This is a genomic window from Bradyrhizobium sp. R2.2-H, assembly GCF_004346455.1.
Taxonomy (GTDB): Bacteria; Pseudomonadota; Alphaproteobacteria; order Rhizobiales; family Xanthobacteraceae; genus Bradyrhizobium; species Bradyrhizobium diversitatis.
This window is the reverse complement of record NZ_SMBR01000006.1, coordinates 116,005-130,880: the sequence shown is the minus strand read 5'-3', so window position 1 is coordinate 130,880 and position 14,876 is coordinate 116,005. Positions and strand designations below refer to the sequence as shown.

Here is a 14,876-nt window from a genome sequence, read left to right as displayed (position 1 = left end):
ACCGAAGTCACGAAAGTCCCGACGTTTCCGATCCACATGCCGCGCCGGAGGAGGCCCATCGCCGGTCTACCCGAACTTGGTGCCGAGCTGCTTGAACACGGCCTCGCACGTCATGAGGTCGAGCTGGCCACCGCCCGCGTTCCTGTGCCCTGGCGCCTCGCCGATAAAGGCGGACGAGCGAAGGCAGGCGGGAGAGAGCCGACATCAGCCATCACGTCGTGATGTCGAGCAGCGACTCCGTCGTCTCCGAGTAGGCCTGAATGACCTTCGCATTGGCGATGAAGCTGTACTTTGCGGCCGCCAGCTCAACGAATTCGCGGGTGATATCGACATTCGGCGCCGCGACCAGGCCGTCCTGGTTTGCGAAGGGGGCGCCCGGGTCGGATTGTGCGATATAGCTCGGCGAAACCATCGACACGGCCGCTTTCGTACCGCCTGGCATCGCGCCACTCGATTGGTCGACCTGATCGACGCGCAACGGCACATAAGCCGCGGGATAAGTCGAACTCGTGCTCGAGCTGGCTGCATCGGCCGACGTGCCCGATCCGCCTGATGCTGGCAGCGGGCCAGTCGTGCGGACGTTGGCGATATTGCTCGCGGCCACGTTCACGCGCAAACTTGCCGCAGAAAGTCCGGAGGTCGCGATCGAAAAGATGCTCATGGACTTTCAACTACAGGACAAGTGATACGCGTTCACTTACCCGATCGATAAGATGCGGCGCGTTGGCTTTCAATCGTGGTAACCAACGATCGGAGCACAATCCAACCTGGCGCGGCCGGCCCCTTACCCGGGCGTCACGCCAAACGCCTGCTTGAAGCGCTCCGCATAGCGCGGCCAGACGTCGGGATTGATCATGCGCGGCGGGCGCTTGCCGTCGAGCACATCCAGCACCTGCTCGGCGGCGATGCGGCCCATGTTCTGGCGCGCCTCGATGGTGACGCCTGCCGTGTGCGGGCTCGCCAGCACGTTGTCGAACTGGAGCAGCGGATGCTCCGGCGGCGGCGGCTCCTTGGACCAGACGTCGAGGCCGGCACCCGCAATGCGCTTGTCGCGCAGTGCCTGAAGCAACGCGTCCTCGTCGTGGATGAACCCGCGCGCAGTGGTGATGAAATAGGCATGCGGCTGCATCAGCGCGAATTCACGCACGCTGATCATGTTCCGGCTGCCCTTGTTCAGCGGGCAGGAGATCGAGACGAAATCGGCGCGGCGCAGGAGTTCGTCGAGCTCGACCTTCACCCCGCCCCGCTCCGCCATCACCTCGGCCGACAAATACGGGTCGTAGGCCAGCACCGTCATGCCGAGCAGGCCCTTGCACAGGGCGGCGATGCGCCGGCCGACATTGCCGAGGCCGATGATGCCGACGGTCTTGCCCTCGACCTCGTTGCCGACGAGTTCGTTGCGGTTGACGTCGCGCTCGCGGCGCAGGCGGCGATCCGACTGGATGATGCGCTTGGACAACGTCAACATCATCGCCAGCGCATGTTCGGCAACCGAATGGGCATTGCCGCCGGACTGGTTGACGACCAGCACCCCCGCGTCCGTGCAGGCCTCGACGTCAACAGGGTCGAAGCCCGCGCCATTGCTGGAGACCAGCAGCAATTTCGGCGTCCGCTTCAGAAAGGCGGCGTCGACGTGGAAATGCGGCGCCAGTTCGTCGCGGGCCGCGCCGATCTGGTAGACATGGGCCGCGCTCAGGATCGGCGCATAGAAATCTTCAGGGCTCTCGTTCTCGATGCGATCGAGCCGGACGTCGGGTCGCGCCTTCAGAATGTCGATGTAGATCGGATTGGCGAGGTATTTGACGTAGAAGACGCGCTTGTTGTTGACGGACATCAGGACCCTTCCGGCTCGCTCGCGAGGGAGCTCGACAAGGTCGGCGCGACGCGCTGCCTCCGGTGCTTCCTCCCGTTTCTCCATTGCCGCACTTATGACATGGCGGAGCCGGCCACGGCAGGCCTTCTGGCGCAGATCACGGTGCCGGCGGGGACATGTTGACAATCCCACTGCCTGCGTCAAGTTCGGCGGGCCGCCGCGACGGCCAGAAAGAAGCAGGCGCGGCTGAAGGGAGAACGCAATGGCGATTGCGGAACAACGGACCTCGCCCCAGGCGGCTCAAGGCTCCGGCGAAGGAAGCTGGCACGGCATCGTCCTGCAAACGTTGAAGCGGAACGAGATCAGCCTCATCCCCTACGTGCCCGACCGCGTGCTGACGCCGCTGATCAAGAACCTGCACGCCGATCCCTTCTTCACCACCTTTGCCACCGCCCGCGAGGAGGAAGCGGTTGGCATCGTCTCCGGCGCCTGGATGGGCGGACGGCGCGGCGCGGTGCTGATGCAGACCTCCGGCTTTGCCACGCTGGCCAACGTGCTGGCCTCGCTCGCGGTGCCCTACCAGATCCCGCTGATCATGTTCGTATCCGAGCGCGGCACGCTCGGCGAGTTCAACTACGGCCAGTCGCTGGTCTGCCGGACCATGCGCCCGGTGCTCGATTCACTGGCGCTGGAGCACCACACCATCACCCGGCTCGACGAGCTCGAATTCATCACGGACCGCTCGATCAAGCAGGCCGTCACCACGCAGGCGCCGGTGGCGCTGATCCTCAACCCGCTGCTAACGGGCGGCAAGGTCTTCGACAAGTGAGGCCGGTCATGAACACGCGCAACACCAAGGTCATGAACCGCTTCGACGTCACCTCGCGCCTCGTCGCGAAGCTCAAGCACGAGGAAGCCGTGATCGGCGGCATCGGCAACACCAATTTCGATCTCTGGGCCGCCGGCCACCGCCCGCAGAATTTCTACATGCTGGGCAGCATGGGGCTCGCCTTTCCGATCGCGCTCGGGGTGGCGCTGGCGCAGCCCGGTCGCCGCGTCTTCGCACTCGAAGGCGACGGCTCGCTGCTGATGCAGCTCGGCGCGCTGTCGACCATCGCAGCCCTGAAGCCGAAAAACCTGACGATGATCGTGATGGACAACGGCGTCTATCAAATCACCGGCGCGCAGCCGACACCGGCAGCTGGTGTCGCCGACATCGTCGCCATCGCCATCGGCTCCGGCCTCGCCAACAGCGCCTGGGCCGTGGACGAGGAGGACTTCGAGCGGCTGGTCGACGATGCGATGGCAGCAACCGAGCCGGGCCTGATCGCAGTCCGGATCGACGACAAGCCGGGCGTGGGCACCACCCGCCGCGACCCCGTGCAGATCCGGGAACGCTTCATGCACGGCCTCGGCGTGCGCGAGCCACTTTAACATTTTGTCATTAACTACACGGCGATCTGATGCCGACCTCGCGACAACCCCGCCAGATCCGTGCTAAGCGACCCGGATGTCCTTTTTCATACGTAGCATTGCCTGGCTGCTCGCGGCCGCCGTCACTTTCGCCACCCTCGGTCCCCCCGGCCTGCGGCCCCATTCCGACCTCGGCCAGGACGGCGAGCATGCGCTCGCCTTCATCCTGGTGGGACTGGCGTTCGGCCTCGCCTATCGGCGACGACGTCTGCTGGTCGCAGCCGCCGCGGTCGTGCTGATTGGCGTGCTCGAGCTGATGCAATTTTGGGCACCCGGCCGCCATGCGCGGCTGGAGGATTTTCTGGTCGATGCCGCCACCGCCTGCCTCGGCTTTGCGCTCGCCGCCGCGGCCGAATGGCTGCTCGCGCGCTTTCGCACCAGCGCTGCCGTGACAAGCGAAGGCCCCGCGGAGTGAGACTCCGCAGGGCCTGTCTTGTCAGCGCCTCGGTTTGCCGCCGATCAGTCGATGATCTTGACGACGCGGCGGGTGCGCGGCTCGACGATCACGCGTCGATCGTTCACGACCGCATAGCGATACTCGGTGTAGTTCGGCACCGGACGGAGCACAACGCTGGGCGGCAGCGGCTCGCCGACGACAACGCGCTCCTCCACGACGACCGAATCGCTTCGCGGGATTCCGCCGAGCACCGCATTCGGAATTTCGAGGCCGGCGCCAACAGCTGCACCCACGGTGCCGCCAACCATTGCGCCGATCGGTCCGCCGATGTCGCCACCTGCACGCGCGCCGTCCCTGGCGCCTTGTTCGGTCGTTGACTGGGCGAAGGCTGCGCTCGACGCCAGCAGCGAGGCGGCGGCGAACGTAATCGCAAGACGGGTTTTCATGTGCTTATCACTCCAGTGATTGTCCTGCGCCTTCAACCGCGGGGCGGAGGCATTGTTCCGGTTCCCTGCGGCGAAGAAGCGCCCAAATCCGGGGACCGTTACGCCGTAACACATCAGGCTGCGGCGATCTCGTGCCCCGCCATCAGTTCCAGCGCCCGCACCATCGCCGAATGATCCCACGCCTTGCCGCCATGCGCCGTGCAGGACGAGAACAGTTGCTGCGCCACTGCCGTGCTCGGCAGCGACAAGCCGAGCGAGCGAGCGCCTTCGAGCGCGAGGTTGAGATCCTTCTGGTGCAGCTCGATGCGGAAGCCCGGATCGAAATTGCGCTTCACCATGCGCTCGCCATGTACTTCGAGAATCCGCGACGAGGCGAAGCCGCCCATCAGCGCCTTGCGCACCAACGCTGGGTTCGCGCCGGCCTTGGATGCGAACAGAAGCGCTTCGCTCACGGCCTCGATCGTCAGTGCGACGATGATCTGGTTGGCGACCTTCGTCGTCTGCCCGTCGCCATTGGCACCGACATGCGTGACATTCTTGCCCATCCTGTCGAAGATCGGCTTCATGGTGCCAAAGGCCCGCTCGGGCCCGCCGACCATGATGGTGAGGCTCGCAGCTTTCGCTCCGACCTCCCCGCCCGACACCGGCGCGTCGAGATAGTCCGCCCCGAGCGCCTCGATCTTCGCCGCAAACTCCTTCGTCGCCAACGGCGAGATCGAGCTCATGTCTACCACGATCTTGCCCTTGGAGATGCTGCTCGCGACCCCGTCCTTGCCGAACAGCACGGCTTCGACATGCGGCGTATCCGGCACCATGATGATGACCGCATCCGCCTCCTTCGCCACCTCTTTGCCGGAGTTGCAGGCAATGCCGCCGGCCGCGATCAGCTCCGGCGCCACAGGCCCAACGTCATGCAGGAAAACGCGATGGCCCGCGGCCAGGAGATGGCCGGCCATCGGCCGTCCCATGGTCCCAAGTCCGATGAAGCCGATGTCGATCATGTCAAGCTTTCCTCAGTTGCATATGCAAGATTCATCCGTTGGCTCGGTACACCTCTCCCGCTTGCGGGAGAGGTCGGCGCGTCCGGGCGATGCGAAGCATCGTCCCGCGCGCCGGGTGAGGGCTTTATCCGCTTGGGGATTTTCACCGCACCGCGAATCCCATTGCGGAAGCACCCTCTCCCCAACCCTCTCCCGCAAGCGGGAGAGGGAGTGCACCGTCACTGTGACTTCGATATCCTCTACGTCTCAAACGTCTGTGCCGCGTGCCACGAAAGTCCTTCGAGCGTCGTGGTGCGCGGCTTGTATTCGCAGCCGATCCAGCCGCGATAGCCGATCGCGTCGAGATGCCGGAACAGGAAGGGATAGTTGATCTCGCCGGTGCCGGGCTCGTGGCGGCCGGGATTGTCGGCGAGCTGGACGTGGGCGATCTCAGGCAGATATTCCTGCATGGTGCGAGCGAGGTCGCCTTCCATGATCTGCATGTGATAGATGTCGTACTGGATGAAGAGGTTGTTCGACCGCACGTCCGAGATCAGCTGCACCGCCTGCTCGGTGCCGTTGAGATAGAAGCCGGGAATGTCGAGCGTGTTGATCGGCTCGACCAGCAGCTTGATGTTCTCCCGCGCCAGCGTCGAGGCGGCAAAGCGCAAATTTCCCACCAGCGTCTCGTTCAGCTCGCGCCGTTCCGCATCGACAGGCGCGATGCCGACGAGGCAGTTGAGCTGCTCGCAATCGAGCGCCTTGGCGTAGTCGATGGCGCGGAACACGCCGTCGCGGAATTCACTGACGCGATCGGGCAGGATGGCAATGCCCCGCTCGCCCGCTGCCCAATTGCCGGCCGGCAGATTGTGCAGCACCTGCGTCAGCTCGTGGGCCTCCAATTGTTCGCGCAGCTGCGCCTTGTCGAAATCATAGGGAAAGAGATACTCGACCCCGGCAAAGCCCGCCGCCTTCGCCGCGGCAAAGCGGTCGAGGAACGGCATCTCGTTGAAGAGCATGGTGAGGTTGGCGGCAAACTTCGGCATGATGCTCTCCCCTATTCCGCCGGCTGCAGCACGCCCGGGCGCGCCCGCTCGACCTCGTCGAGCGGGAGGTCCAGCACCTCCTCGAACTCGACGATGTTGTCGATCTCGGTGCCCATCGCGATGTTGGTGACGCGTTCGAGGATGAATTCGACCACCACGGGCACGCGATGCCTGGCCATCAGTTCGCGCGCGGTGGCGAACGCCGCTTGCGTGTCTTCGGGCCGGGTGACGCGGATCGCCTTGCAGCCGAGGCCTTCGGCAACTGCGACATGGTCGACGCCGTAGACGCCGATCTCGGGTGCGTTGATATTCTCGAAGGAGAGCTGGACTTGATAGTCCATCTCGAAACCGCGCTGGGCCTGGCGGATCAGGCCGAGATAGGAATTGTTCACGACGACGTGGATGTAGGGCAGATTGAACTGCGCGCCGACCGCGAGTTCCTCGATCAGGAACTGGAAGTCGTAGTCGCCGGAGAGCGCGACGATGTCGCGATCCGGGCACGCCGCACGCACGCCGAGCGCGGCGGGCAGCGTCCAGCCGAGCGGTCCCGCCTGTCCGGCATTGATCCAGTTGCGCGGCTTGTAGACGCCGAGGAATTGCGCGCCGGCGATCTGCGACAGGCCGATCACGGTGACATAAGTGGTGTCACGGCCGAACGCCTTGTTCATCTCCTCGTAGACGCGCTGCGGCTTGATCGGCACGTCGTCGAAATGGCTCTTGCGCAGCATCGTTTTCTTGCGATCGCGGCAGGAGGCGGGCCACGCCTGGCGCTCGCGGAGCCTGCCTGACCGGCGCCACTCCCCGGCGACGGCGACGAACAGTTCGAGCGCCGCCTTCGCATCCGAGACGATGCCGAGATCGGGGTTGAACACGCGCCCGATCTGCGTCGGCTCGATATCGACATGCACGAAGGTGCGGCCCTTGGTGTAGGTCTCGACCGAGCCGGTGTGGCGGTTGGCCCAGCGGTTGCCGATACCGAGCACGAAGTCGGATTCCAGCAACGTGGCGTTGCCGTAGCGGTGGCTGGTCTGAAGCCCGACCATGCCGGCCATCAGCACATGGTCGTCGGGGATCGCGCCCCATCCCATCAGCGTCGGGACGACGGGCACGTTGGTGATCTCGGCAAACTCGACCAGCAGATCCGAGGCATCGGCATTGATGATGCCGCCGCCAGCGACGATCAGCGGCCGCTCGGCCGCGTTCAGCATCTCCAGCGCCTTCTCGACCTGCTTGCGCGTCGCGGCGGGCCTGTAGACCGGCAGCGGCTCATAAGTCTCGTCGTCGAACTCGATCTCGGCGAGTTGCACGTCGAGCGGCATGTCGATCAGCACCGGCCCCGGCCGGCCCGAGCGCATCACATGAAAAGCCTGGCTGAACACGCGCGGCACCAGCGCCGGCTCGCGCACGGTGACAGCCCATTTGGTCACCGGCTTTGCGATCGACTCGATATCGACCGCCTGGAAGTCCTCCTTGTAGAGACGCGCCCGCGGCGCCTGCCCGGTGATGCAGAGGATCGGGATGGAATCGGCGATCGCGGAATAGAGCCCGGTGATCATGTCGGTGCCGGCCGGCCCCGAGGTGCCGATGCAGACGCCGATATTGCCGGCCTTGGCCCGCGTATACCCTTCCGCCATGTGCGAGGCGCCCTCGACATGCCGCGCCAGGATGTGGCGGATCGAGCCGCGCTTCCTGAGAGCCGAGTAAAGCGGATTGATCGCGGCCCCGGGAACCCCGAAGGCAGTCGAGATGCCTTCCTTCTCCAGGACACGCACGGCTGCATCGACGGCTCGCATCTTCGCCATATCGGACCTCGCTCGAGTTGCGTCAGTAAGCGAGATCATCGATTGCGCAGAAGCCGATCTCAACGAGATCGGTTTTATTTTCCACGATGCGGCAACCGCGGAAAAATCGCGGCCGTCTCAATCGGTTATATCGAGGAATGCGTGAAAGCGGATCACTCGAACAGCGGCGCCAGCTCCATCTGCGGTACCAGCACGAGGCCCTTGTCGGTGATGCGAATTTCCGGAATGACCGATAGCGGAATCAAATTGAAGCCCATGTAGGGGATGGTGCAGCCGGCCTCCGCCCATTCCTTCTTCAGCACCTTCATTTCTTCCGCCACTTCGGTGACGCGCTTGTCGGAGAGCAGCCCGGCAATGGGCAGTGGAACCAGCGACCTCACCTTGCCGTCGGCAACGACGCACACGCCGCCCTGATGCTCCTTGATCGCAGCGATCGCCACCTGCATGTCCGACTCGTTGGTGCCGGCGACGATGATGTTGTGGCTGTCGTGGCCGACGCTGGAGGCGACCGCGCCGCGCTTCAGGCCGAAATCCTTGAGAAGGCCATGGGCGACATTGCCGGCCGACTTGCCGTGGCGCTCAACGACCGTGACAAAGCAAAGTCCGTAGCGCTCGAACAGCGACGGCCAATCCTTTGCGGCTTCGATCGCCACCTTCTCGTGAATCAGCGTGATGCCGGGCAGCGCGGTCTTGATCGCATTGACGGTGCAGGCCTTCGCGGGCAGCTCCGGCGTCAACTTCATCTTCTCCGGCAGCTTCACCGTCGCATAGGCCGCCTTCGGATATTGATAGCGCTGCGACAGCGCCTGATCGAGACTGTCAGTGATCTTGCCGCGCTCGACCACGAGCTCGCCGCCATACCAGGTGCATTGCGGCTTGAGCTGGTCGTCCATCAGCACGAGATCGGCGCGGCGGCCGCCGCCGAGTCCGCCGATCTCGCCATCCATGCCGAAGCGGGTCGCACCATGCAGCGAGCCCATCGACCAGGCCTGCTCCGGCGATATCCCCGCCTTCACCGCCTCGCGCACCACCCAGTCGAGACCGAACAGCAGCAGATCGTCGGCATCGCGATCATCTGTACAGACCGCCGTGCGCTTGTGCGAGGCCCCGAGCTCGGTCACGGTGCGGATCGCCTGCGGCAGCGAATGCCAGGGCGTGGTCGGCGGGCCGCCGCGCAAGAACACCCAGACGCCGGCGTCGAGCAGGTCGTCGGCGATGTCGCGGTCGATCGCCTCGTGGGTGTCGGTGACGCCGCTCGCCGCATAGGCGGCGACGAACTCGCGGCCATAGACATGACCGGACACCGGACGCCCGCGCTTCAGGGCCGCGGCGAGGATGGCATGGCTGCGCTCGTCGCCCATGGTGACAGGCACGAAGTCCATCTTCTCGCCGAGTGCGACCGCCTCGGGCCAGCGATCGAACAGGCCCGCGATCTTGTCCGGCGTGAGGTCACCGCCTGCGGTTTCCAGTTCCGCGGATGTTGCCGGCACCGTGCTCGGCACCGTCAGGAAGATCGAGAGCGGCGCCTCGCGCGCGTCCTCCAGCATCGCCTCGACGCCGGCGACGTCCATGACATTGCCGATCTCGTGGCTGTCGCAGAAGATCGTGGTGGTTCCGTTGAGCAGCGCAGCTTCCGCGTAGGCACAGGCCGTCACCATCGAGGACTCGATGTGGATGTGCGGATCGACCAGCCCCGGCGCGATGATGCCGCCGGCCGCATCATAGAGCGGCACGCCGCTCCAGACCTTCTTCGCCGCGCCGGCCGGCTTCACCGCAGCGATGCGGCCGCCGGTGATCCAGACCTCGCGGCCCGGATGGATGCGCTCCGAATAGGTCGAGAGCACCCGGGCCCCCGTGACGACGAGATCGGGCGCAACGCGCGCCGAGGCGACGTCGGCGAGGCGCCGGGTCATCGCATGCAGCGGTGCGACGGCGAAGCGGGTAAGTTTTGTCATAGTGACCCTCGCGTGGCGTTACGGCCAAGCGATGGTTACGCCCCGCGCCGAGCGGGGCAAGCGCAAATATAGCAGCACGCCCTGCTCAAGCCCCAGGCGCCGAACCGCCTGCCGACCCCGACCTTACAGGTCTGCGCGGGCTCCGCCGTCTTGGCGATGGTGCGGCAGTGGGCTTGACCCGTATGCGCATTGAACGGCCCTTGGATTCATCGATTTCGAAGGAATTTGTCTTTCGCACGAGATCGCTCAGCTTGCGGGAACCGTAGGTTCTAGAATCGAAATCGGGGGCGAGGTTGGTAAGGCCTTTTCCGACTTCCCCGAGAGAAACCCATCCGTCTTCGCTTTCCATCTGGGCGATGACTTTCTTGATCATGGGGATCGCTGCGTCAGGGGGTTGGAGCAGCGGCGACCTCGAGGCGGCATCCTGGGTGTTCGCCGGAGCGGCAAGCAGGTTCTCGGTATAGACGAATCTCCGGCAGGCCTGCCTGAAGCTTTCCGGCGTCTTCTGCTCGCCGAACCCGAAGACGTCGACGCCCTGCTCCCGGATGCGGGCGGCGAGACGAGTAAAGTCGCTGTCGGAAGACACCAGGCAGAAGCCGTCGAACCGGCCGCTGTGAAGCAGGTCCATCGCGTCGATGACCAGGGTGATGTCGGACGCATTCTTTCCCGTCGTATAAGCGAATTGCTGCTGCGGGATGATGGCGTGCTTCGACAGAATGTCGGCCCAGGCCCTGGAACGCGCATTGGAGAAGTCGCCGTAGATGCGTCGCACGCTGGCCTCGCCGATCTTGGCAATCTCCTCGAAAAGTCCATCCGCGATCTTCGCCGAGGCATTGTCGGCGTCGATCAGGACGGCCAGACGAGGCGAGCGAAGTTCGGACGGCATGGCATTTCTCCACAGGATGGACGCAGCATTAGAACATGCGTGCGTCTTAGCGGCTAATCCTCGTTCGCCTTGAATCGCCCGAGCCCCTTCATCACGAAGGGCGCCAGCAGCGCGATCAACGCCACCGCCAGCAGCGTCGCCGAGATCGGGCTTTGGACCAGCGTCATGGGATCGCCGAGGCTGATCGCGAGTGCGCGACGCAACTGGCTTTCCGCGATCGGGCCGAGGATCAGGCCGACGACCACGGGAGCGATCGGAAAATCGAACCGGCGCATCAAGAAGCCGAGCACGCCGAAGCCGGCCAGCATCGATAATTCCACCACCGACGGCTTGGCGGCGATGGTGCCCATGGTCGCGAAGACGAGGATGCCGGCATAGAGCCAGGGCTGCGGAATCGCGAGCAGGCGCACCCACAGTCCGACCAGCGGCAGGTTGAGCACCAACAGCATGCAGTTGGCGATGAAGAGGCTCGCGATCAGACCCCACACCAGATCGGGCCGCTCGGCGAACAGCAGCGGCCCCGGATTGAGGCCGTATTGCTGGAAACCCGCCAGCATCATCGCGGCGGTCGCCGAGGTCGGCAGCCCGAGCGTGAGCAGCGGCACCAGCGTGCCGGCGGCGGAGGCGTTGTTGGCCGCTTCCGGTCCCGCCACACCTTCGATCGCGCCCTTGCCGAATTCTTCGGGGTGTTTGGTCAGGCGCTTCTCGGTCGAATAGGACAGGAAGGTCGGGATCTCGGCGCCGCCCGCAGGCAGGGCGCCGATCGGAAAGCCGAACATGGTGCCGCGCAGCCACGGTTTCCACGATCGTTTCCAGTCTTCCTTTGTCATCCACAGCGAGCCGCGCACCGGCTCGAGCTTCTCCTCGGTATGGTGGCGGCGCGATGCGACATGGAGCGCCTCGCCCACCGCGAACAGGCCGACCGCGAGCGTCGTCACCTCGACGCCGTCGAGCAGCTCGGGAACGCCGAACGCGAGCCGCGCCTGGCCGGTCAGCTTGTCGATGCCGACGAGGCCCAGCGTCAGGCCGATGAACAGGCTGGTCAAGCCACGAACCGGCGAATCTCCGAAGGTCGCCGACACCGTGACGAAGGCGACGCACATCAGCGCGAAGTAATCCTCTGGGCCAAAGCGCACGGCGAAATCGACCAGCCACGGCGCAAGGAAGGCGAGTCCGATGGTGGCGATGGTGCCGGCGACGAAAGAGCCGATCGCGGAGGTCGCGAGCGCCGGCCCGCCACGGCCGGCCTTGGCCATCTTGTTGCCTTCGAGCGCGGTCGCCATCGAGGCGCTCTCGCCGGGCGTGTTGATCAGGATCGCGGTCGTCGAGCCGCCATACATGCCGCCATAATAGATGCCGGCGAACATGATCAGCGAGCCGCCGGGATCGAGCTTGTAGGTCACCGGCAGCAGCAGCGCGACCGTCAGCGCCGGGCCGATGCCGGGCAGCACGCCAACGGCCGTGCCGAGGAACACGCCGATCAGCGCATAAAGCAGGTTCATCGGCTGGACGGCGACCGCCATGCCGTGGGCCAGCGCGGCAAAAGTGTCCATCACAGCAGTCGCTCCAGGGGTCCGGCCGGAAGGCTCAGCGTCAACAGGCGGTCGAACGCGAGATAGATGACGGTCGACATCACGAGCGCGATGATGCTGTCGACCAGGATGGCACGGCGCCCAAACGCGGCCGACGTCGTCACGAACAGCGCGGACGTCGCCAGGATGAAGCCGCCGCCGAAGCCGATGATCGCGATCAGCAGCGCGAGGCCAACCAGGATCAGAAACACCGGAACGGGATCGGCGCTCTCGCGCGCCGGCAGGTTCCCACGCAGCGCGTCGATGAGATTGCCGATCGCGAGCAAGGCAAGGCCGGAGGCGACCACGACCGGCATCGCCTCGGGCCCCATCCCGTACATCGCGGCAGATTGCAGGCCGCGTGCATCCCAGACCAGCACCGCGGCGAGCCCTGCGAGCAAGGCAGCGATAACGAGGCCGGCGCGGTCGACGCGCCGCGGCGGCTGCGCAGGATCGCCTGAGGTCATGACTTGACGAGGCCCACCGATTTCAGCACGTCGGTGACGCGCACAGTTTCCTTCTTCAGGAAGTCGGCGAAAGCGTCGCCGCCGAGATAGGCGTCCTCCCAGCCTTTCTGCTTGAGGATCTCCTTCCAGGCGTCGGACTTCACCATCTTCTCGACCGCATCGCTCAAGATCTTGCGCTGCTCCGGCGTGATGCCGGGAGGCGCGACCACCGAGCGCCAGTTGGCAATCACGAGGTCGATGCCCTGCTCCTTGAAGGTCGGGATGTCACTGCCGGCAATGCGCTTCTCCGAGGTCACGCCGATCGCGCGCAGCTTGCCGGACTTGATCTGCCCTTCATATTCGCTCAGGCCCGAAATGCCCGCGGTGACCTTGCCGCCGAGGATCGCCGCCAGCGATTCGCCGCCGCCGGAGAACGGGATGTAGTTGATCTTCTTCGCATCTGCGCCGACGGCGCCGGCGAACAGCGCTGCCATCACATGGTCCACACCGCCGGCCGAGCCGCCGGCGAAGGTGACCCTGGCGATATCGGCCTTCACCGCGGCGGCGAGATCCTGCGCATTTTTGATCGGCGAGTTCGCGGGAACCACGATCACCTGGATCTCCTCGGTGAGGCGGGCAATCGGCGTCACCTGCTCCAGCGTCACCGGCGACTTGTTCATGGCGAGCGCGCCCACCATGACGAAGCCGCTGACCATCATCTGGTTGCCGTCGCCCTTGGCGCCATTGACGAACTGCGCGATGCCGACGCTGCCGCCGGCACCGGGAACATTGGTGACCTGCACGCTGCGCGCGACGCCCGAGGCCACCAGCGCCTGCTGCATCGAGCGCGCGGTCTGGTCCCAGCCCCCGCCCGGAGCTGCCGGCGCCATCAGCTTGAGCTCGAGTTGCTGGGCAAAGGCCGGATTGGCTGCCGCCAAGGTCAGCGCGACGGCTGCGCCGACAAGGCGCGAGGGAAATCGAAACATGGGGGCATCTCCAGGCTCATGCGGACGTTTGCCGCATTGTGTCGTTTGGTCGCATATCAGCCAAAACGGCCGATACTGTCCAGTGACATCCCCCAGGGGTTTTGGTCAGCGGGGCGTCGGGATCACCCCGCCGAGCGCGGCCGTCAGTTCGGCAGCGACATCCCGGACGATTTGCCCGATCTCCGGCAACCGCTGATCGGTCAGCCGGCCGGTCATGCCGGAGACCGAAATCGCCGCGAGCGGCTCGGCGCAGTCGTTGTAGACGACCGCCGCAACGCAGCGCAGGCCCATGCAGGCCTCTTCATCGTCGAGGGCGTAGCCCTGCTTGCGGATCTTTTCGAGCTCCTTGAACAGGTCGCTCGGCCGAACGATCGACTTCTCGGTCAGGCGGGGCATGCCGTGATGGCGGATGACGGCGCCGACGTCCTCGTCCGAATAGGTCGCCAGCACGGCCTTGCCGACGCCGGAGGTCACCATGGGAACGCGGCCGCCCACCTTGGTCAGCGAACGCATGATCTCGCGGCTCTCCATGCGGGTCAGCACGATGATGAACTCATCGTCGACCACGGCGAGATTGGCCGTCTCGCGGGTGAGATCGCGCAGCTTGCGGAGGTATGGGATCGCCTGCGCGGAGAAATTCCGCCGCCGCGCGAAGCTCGCGCCGACCGTGAAGCTGCGCACGCCGACATGCCATTTGGATTCGCCGCGGTCGAATTGCACGAAGCGGCGGCTTTCGAGGGTTGCGAGCAGTCGGTGCACGGTGGACGCCGACAGGCCGGTACGGATCGCGAGATCGCTGAGGCGATAACCCTCGTCGTCCTCGGCCAGCGTCTCGATGATCGACAGCGCGCGGTCAACGGATTGCACGCCGCCGTCACGGCCCTCGTTATCGGATTCCGCGACCGATTTGGGCTCGAGCGATTTGCGCCGGATCACGTTCTTGCTCATCGCGACCTGCATTCGTTCTCTTCCCCTCTCCCCGCTCGCGGGGAGAGGGTCAGGGTGAGGGGGAGCTTCCGCAAGGACGGTGGCAGTTGGACTCGCGGAAGCTCCCCCTCACCCGGAATTTGCTGCG

15 protein-coding genes are annotated in these 14,876 nt (G+C 65.2%); 3 read left to right on the top strand and 12 right to left on the bottom strand.

From position 1 onward, the window contains the following. Nucleotides 1-211 precede the first annotated feature (211 nt). Nucleotides 212-661, bottom strand: a complete 450-nt coding sequence (locus EDE08_RS17335; RefSeq protein WP_131870143.1) for a flagellar basal body rod protein FlgC — start codon at nt 659-661, stop codon at nt 212-214. Nucleotides 662-784: 123 nt separating this feature from the next. Then, nucleotides 785-1,834, bottom strand: a complete 1,050-nt coding sequence (locus EDE08_RS17330) for a hydroxyacid dehydrogenase (protein ID WP_131870144.1) — start codon at nt 1,832-1,834, stop codon at nt 785-787. A gap of 241 nt (nt 1,835-2,075) precedes the next feature. Here EDE08_RS17330 and EDE08_RS17325 point away from each other — a divergent pair, with 241 nt between their 5' ends. From EDE08_RS17325 to EDE08_RS17315, 3 genes are all read left to right on the top strand, one after another. Beyond that, on the top strand, nt 2,076-2,642 hold the full coding sequence (locus EDE08_RS17325; RefSeq protein WP_061883292.1) for a thiamine pyrophosphate-binding protein: 567 nt from the start codon (nt 2,076-2,078) through the stop codon (nt 2,640-2,642). Nucleotides 2,643-2,650: 8 nt separating this feature from the next. Then, complete coding sequence (locus EDE08_RS17320) at nt 2,651-3,247, top strand: thiamine pyrophosphate-dependent enzyme (protein WP_165935991.1); 597 nt, start codon at nt 2,651-2,653, stop codon at nt 3,245-3,247. Nucleotides 3,248-3,323: 76 nt separating this feature from the next. Then, entirely contained in the window at nt 3,324-3,701 is a 378-nt protein-coding gene (locus EDE08_RS17315; protein WP_131870146.1) for a VanZ family protein, read from the top strand. Between the two features lie 44 nt (nt 3,702-3,745). Here the strand turns inward: EDE08_RS17315 and EDE08_RS17310 are convergent, their stop codons facing one another. From EDE08_RS17310 to EDE08_RS17260, 10 genes are all read right to left on the bottom strand, one after another. Then, nucleotides 3,746-4,129 (bottom strand): DUF1236 domain-containing protein, encoded by a 384-nt coding sequence (locus tag EDE08_RS17310; RefSeq protein WP_061883295.1) that lies wholly within the window; start codon nt 4,127-4,129, stop codon nt 3,746-3,748. A 113-nt stretch (nt 4,130-4,242) separates the two neighbouring features. Continuing rightward, complete coding sequence (locus EDE08_RS17305) at nt 4,243-5,130, bottom strand: 2-hydroxy-3-oxopropionate reductase (protein WP_131870147.1); 888 nt, start codon at nt 5,128-5,130, stop codon at nt 4,243-4,245. Between the two features lie 239 nt (nt 5,131-5,369). Further along, nucleotides 5,370-6,155, bottom strand: a complete 786-nt coding sequence (hyi, locus tag EDE08_RS17295) for a hydroxypyruvate isomerase (protein WP_131870148.1) — start codon at nt 6,153-6,155, stop codon at nt 5,370-5,372. Between the two features lie 11 nt (nt 6,156-6,166). Then, nucleotides 6,167-7,957 (bottom strand): glyoxylate carboligase, encoded by a 1,791-nt coding sequence (gcl, locus tag EDE08_RS17290; RefSeq protein WP_131870149.1) that lies wholly within the window; start codon nt 7,955-7,957, stop codon nt 6,167-6,169. A 152-nt stretch (nt 7,958-8,109) separates the two neighbouring features. Continuing rightward, a complete protein-coding gene (locus EDE08_RS17285) occupies nt 8,110-9,912 on the bottom strand; it encodes an adenine deaminase C-terminal domain-containing protein (RefSeq protein WP_131870150.1) in 1,803 nt (600 codons plus the stop codon). An 85-nt stretch (nt 9,913-9,997) separates the two neighbouring features. Then, nucleotides 9,998-10,798: an NYN domain-containing protein gene (locus EDE08_RS17280; protein ID WP_131870151.1), complete on the bottom strand. Its 801-nt coding sequence runs from the start codon at nt 10,796-10,798 to the stop codon at nt 9,998-10,000. Between the two features lie 53 nt (nt 10,799-10,851). Beyond that, complete coding sequence (locus EDE08_RS17275) at nt 10,852-12,351, bottom strand: tripartite tricarboxylate transporter permease (protein WP_131870152.1); 1,500 nt, start codon at nt 12,349-12,351, stop codon at nt 10,852-10,854. Further along, nucleotides 12,351-12,836, bottom strand: coding sequence for a tripartite tricarboxylate transporter TctB family protein (locus EDE08_RS17270; RefSeq protein WP_131870153.1), 486 nt, complete (start codon nt 12,834-12,836; stop codon nt 12,351-12,353). Before EDE08_RS17270 ends, EDE08_RS17275 begins: the two co-directional genes overlap by 1 nt. Then, nucleotides 12,833-13,801 carry a Bug family tripartite tricarboxylate transporter substrate binding protein gene (locus tag EDE08_RS17265; protein WP_131870154.1) on the bottom strand — a complete coding sequence of 323 codons (969 nt, stop codon included), beginning with the start codon at nt 13,799-13,801 and terminating at the stop codon, nt 12,833-12,835. Before EDE08_RS17265 ends, EDE08_RS17270 begins: the two co-directional genes overlap by 4 nt. A 105-nt stretch (nt 13,802-13,906) precedes the next feature. Beyond that, entirely contained in the window at nt 13,907-14,749 is an 843-nt protein-coding gene (locus EDE08_RS17260; RefSeq protein WP_165936023.1) for an IclR family transcriptional regulator, read from the bottom strand. Between the last annotated feature and the right edge of the window lie 127 nt (nt 14,750-14,876).

Coding starts and splice junctions, on each gene's coding strand:
- EDE08_RS17335 (WP_131870143.1), bottom strand. CDS start 661: ATGAGCATCTTTTCGATCGCGACCTCCGGACTTTCTGCGGCAAGTTTG.
- EDE08_RS17330 (WP_131870144.1), bottom strand. CDS start 1,834: ATGTCCGTCAACAACAAGCGCGTCTTCTACGTCAAATACCTCGCCAAT.
- EDE08_RS17325 (WP_061883292.1), top strand. CDS start 2,076: ATGGCGATTGCGGAACAACGGACCTCGCCCCAGGCGGCTCAAGGCTCC.
- EDE08_RS17320 (WP_165935991.1), top strand. CDS start 2,651: ATGAACACGCGCAACACCAAGGTCATGAACCGCTTCGACGTCACCTCG.
- EDE08_RS17315 (WP_131870146.1), top strand. CDS start 3,324: ATGTCCTTTTTCATACGTAGCATTGCCTGGCTGCTCGCGGCCGCCGTC.
- EDE08_RS17310 (WP_061883295.1), bottom strand. CDS start 4,129: ATGAAAACCCGTCTTGCGATTACGTTCGCCGCCGCCTCGCTGCTGGCG.
- EDE08_RS17305 (WP_131870147.1), bottom strand. CDS start 5,130: ATGATCGACATCGGCTTCATCGGACTTGGGACCATGGGACGGCCGATG.
- hyi (WP_131870148.1), bottom strand. CDS start 6,155: ATGCCGAAGTTTGCCGCCAACCTCACCATGCTCTTCAACGAGATGCCG.
- gcl (WP_131870149.1), bottom strand. CDS start 7,957: ATGGCGAAGATGCGAGCCGTCGATGCAGCCGTGCGTGTCCTGGAGAAG.
- EDE08_RS17285 (WP_131870150.1), bottom strand. CDS start 9,912: ATGACAAAACTTACCCGCTTCGCCGTCGCACCGCTGCATGCGATGACC.
- EDE08_RS17280 (WP_131870151.1), bottom strand. CDS start 10,798: ATGCCGTCCGAACTTCGCTCGCCTCGTCTGGCCGTCCTGATCGACGCC.
- EDE08_RS17275 (WP_131870152.1), bottom strand. CDS start 12,351: ATGGACACTTTTGCCGCGCTGGCCCACGGCATGGCGGTCGCCGTCCAG.
- EDE08_RS17270 (WP_131870153.1), bottom strand. CDS start 12,836: ATGACCTCAGGCGATCCTGCGCAGCCGCCGCGGCGCGTCGACCGCGCC.
- EDE08_RS17265 (WP_131870154.1), bottom strand. CDS start 13,801: ATGTTTCGATTTCCCTCGCGCCTTGTCGGCGCAGCCGTCGCGCTGACC.
- EDE08_RS17260 (WP_165936023.1), bottom strand. CDS start 14,749: ATGAGCAAGAACGTGATCCGGCGCAAATCGCTCGAGCCCAAATCGGTC.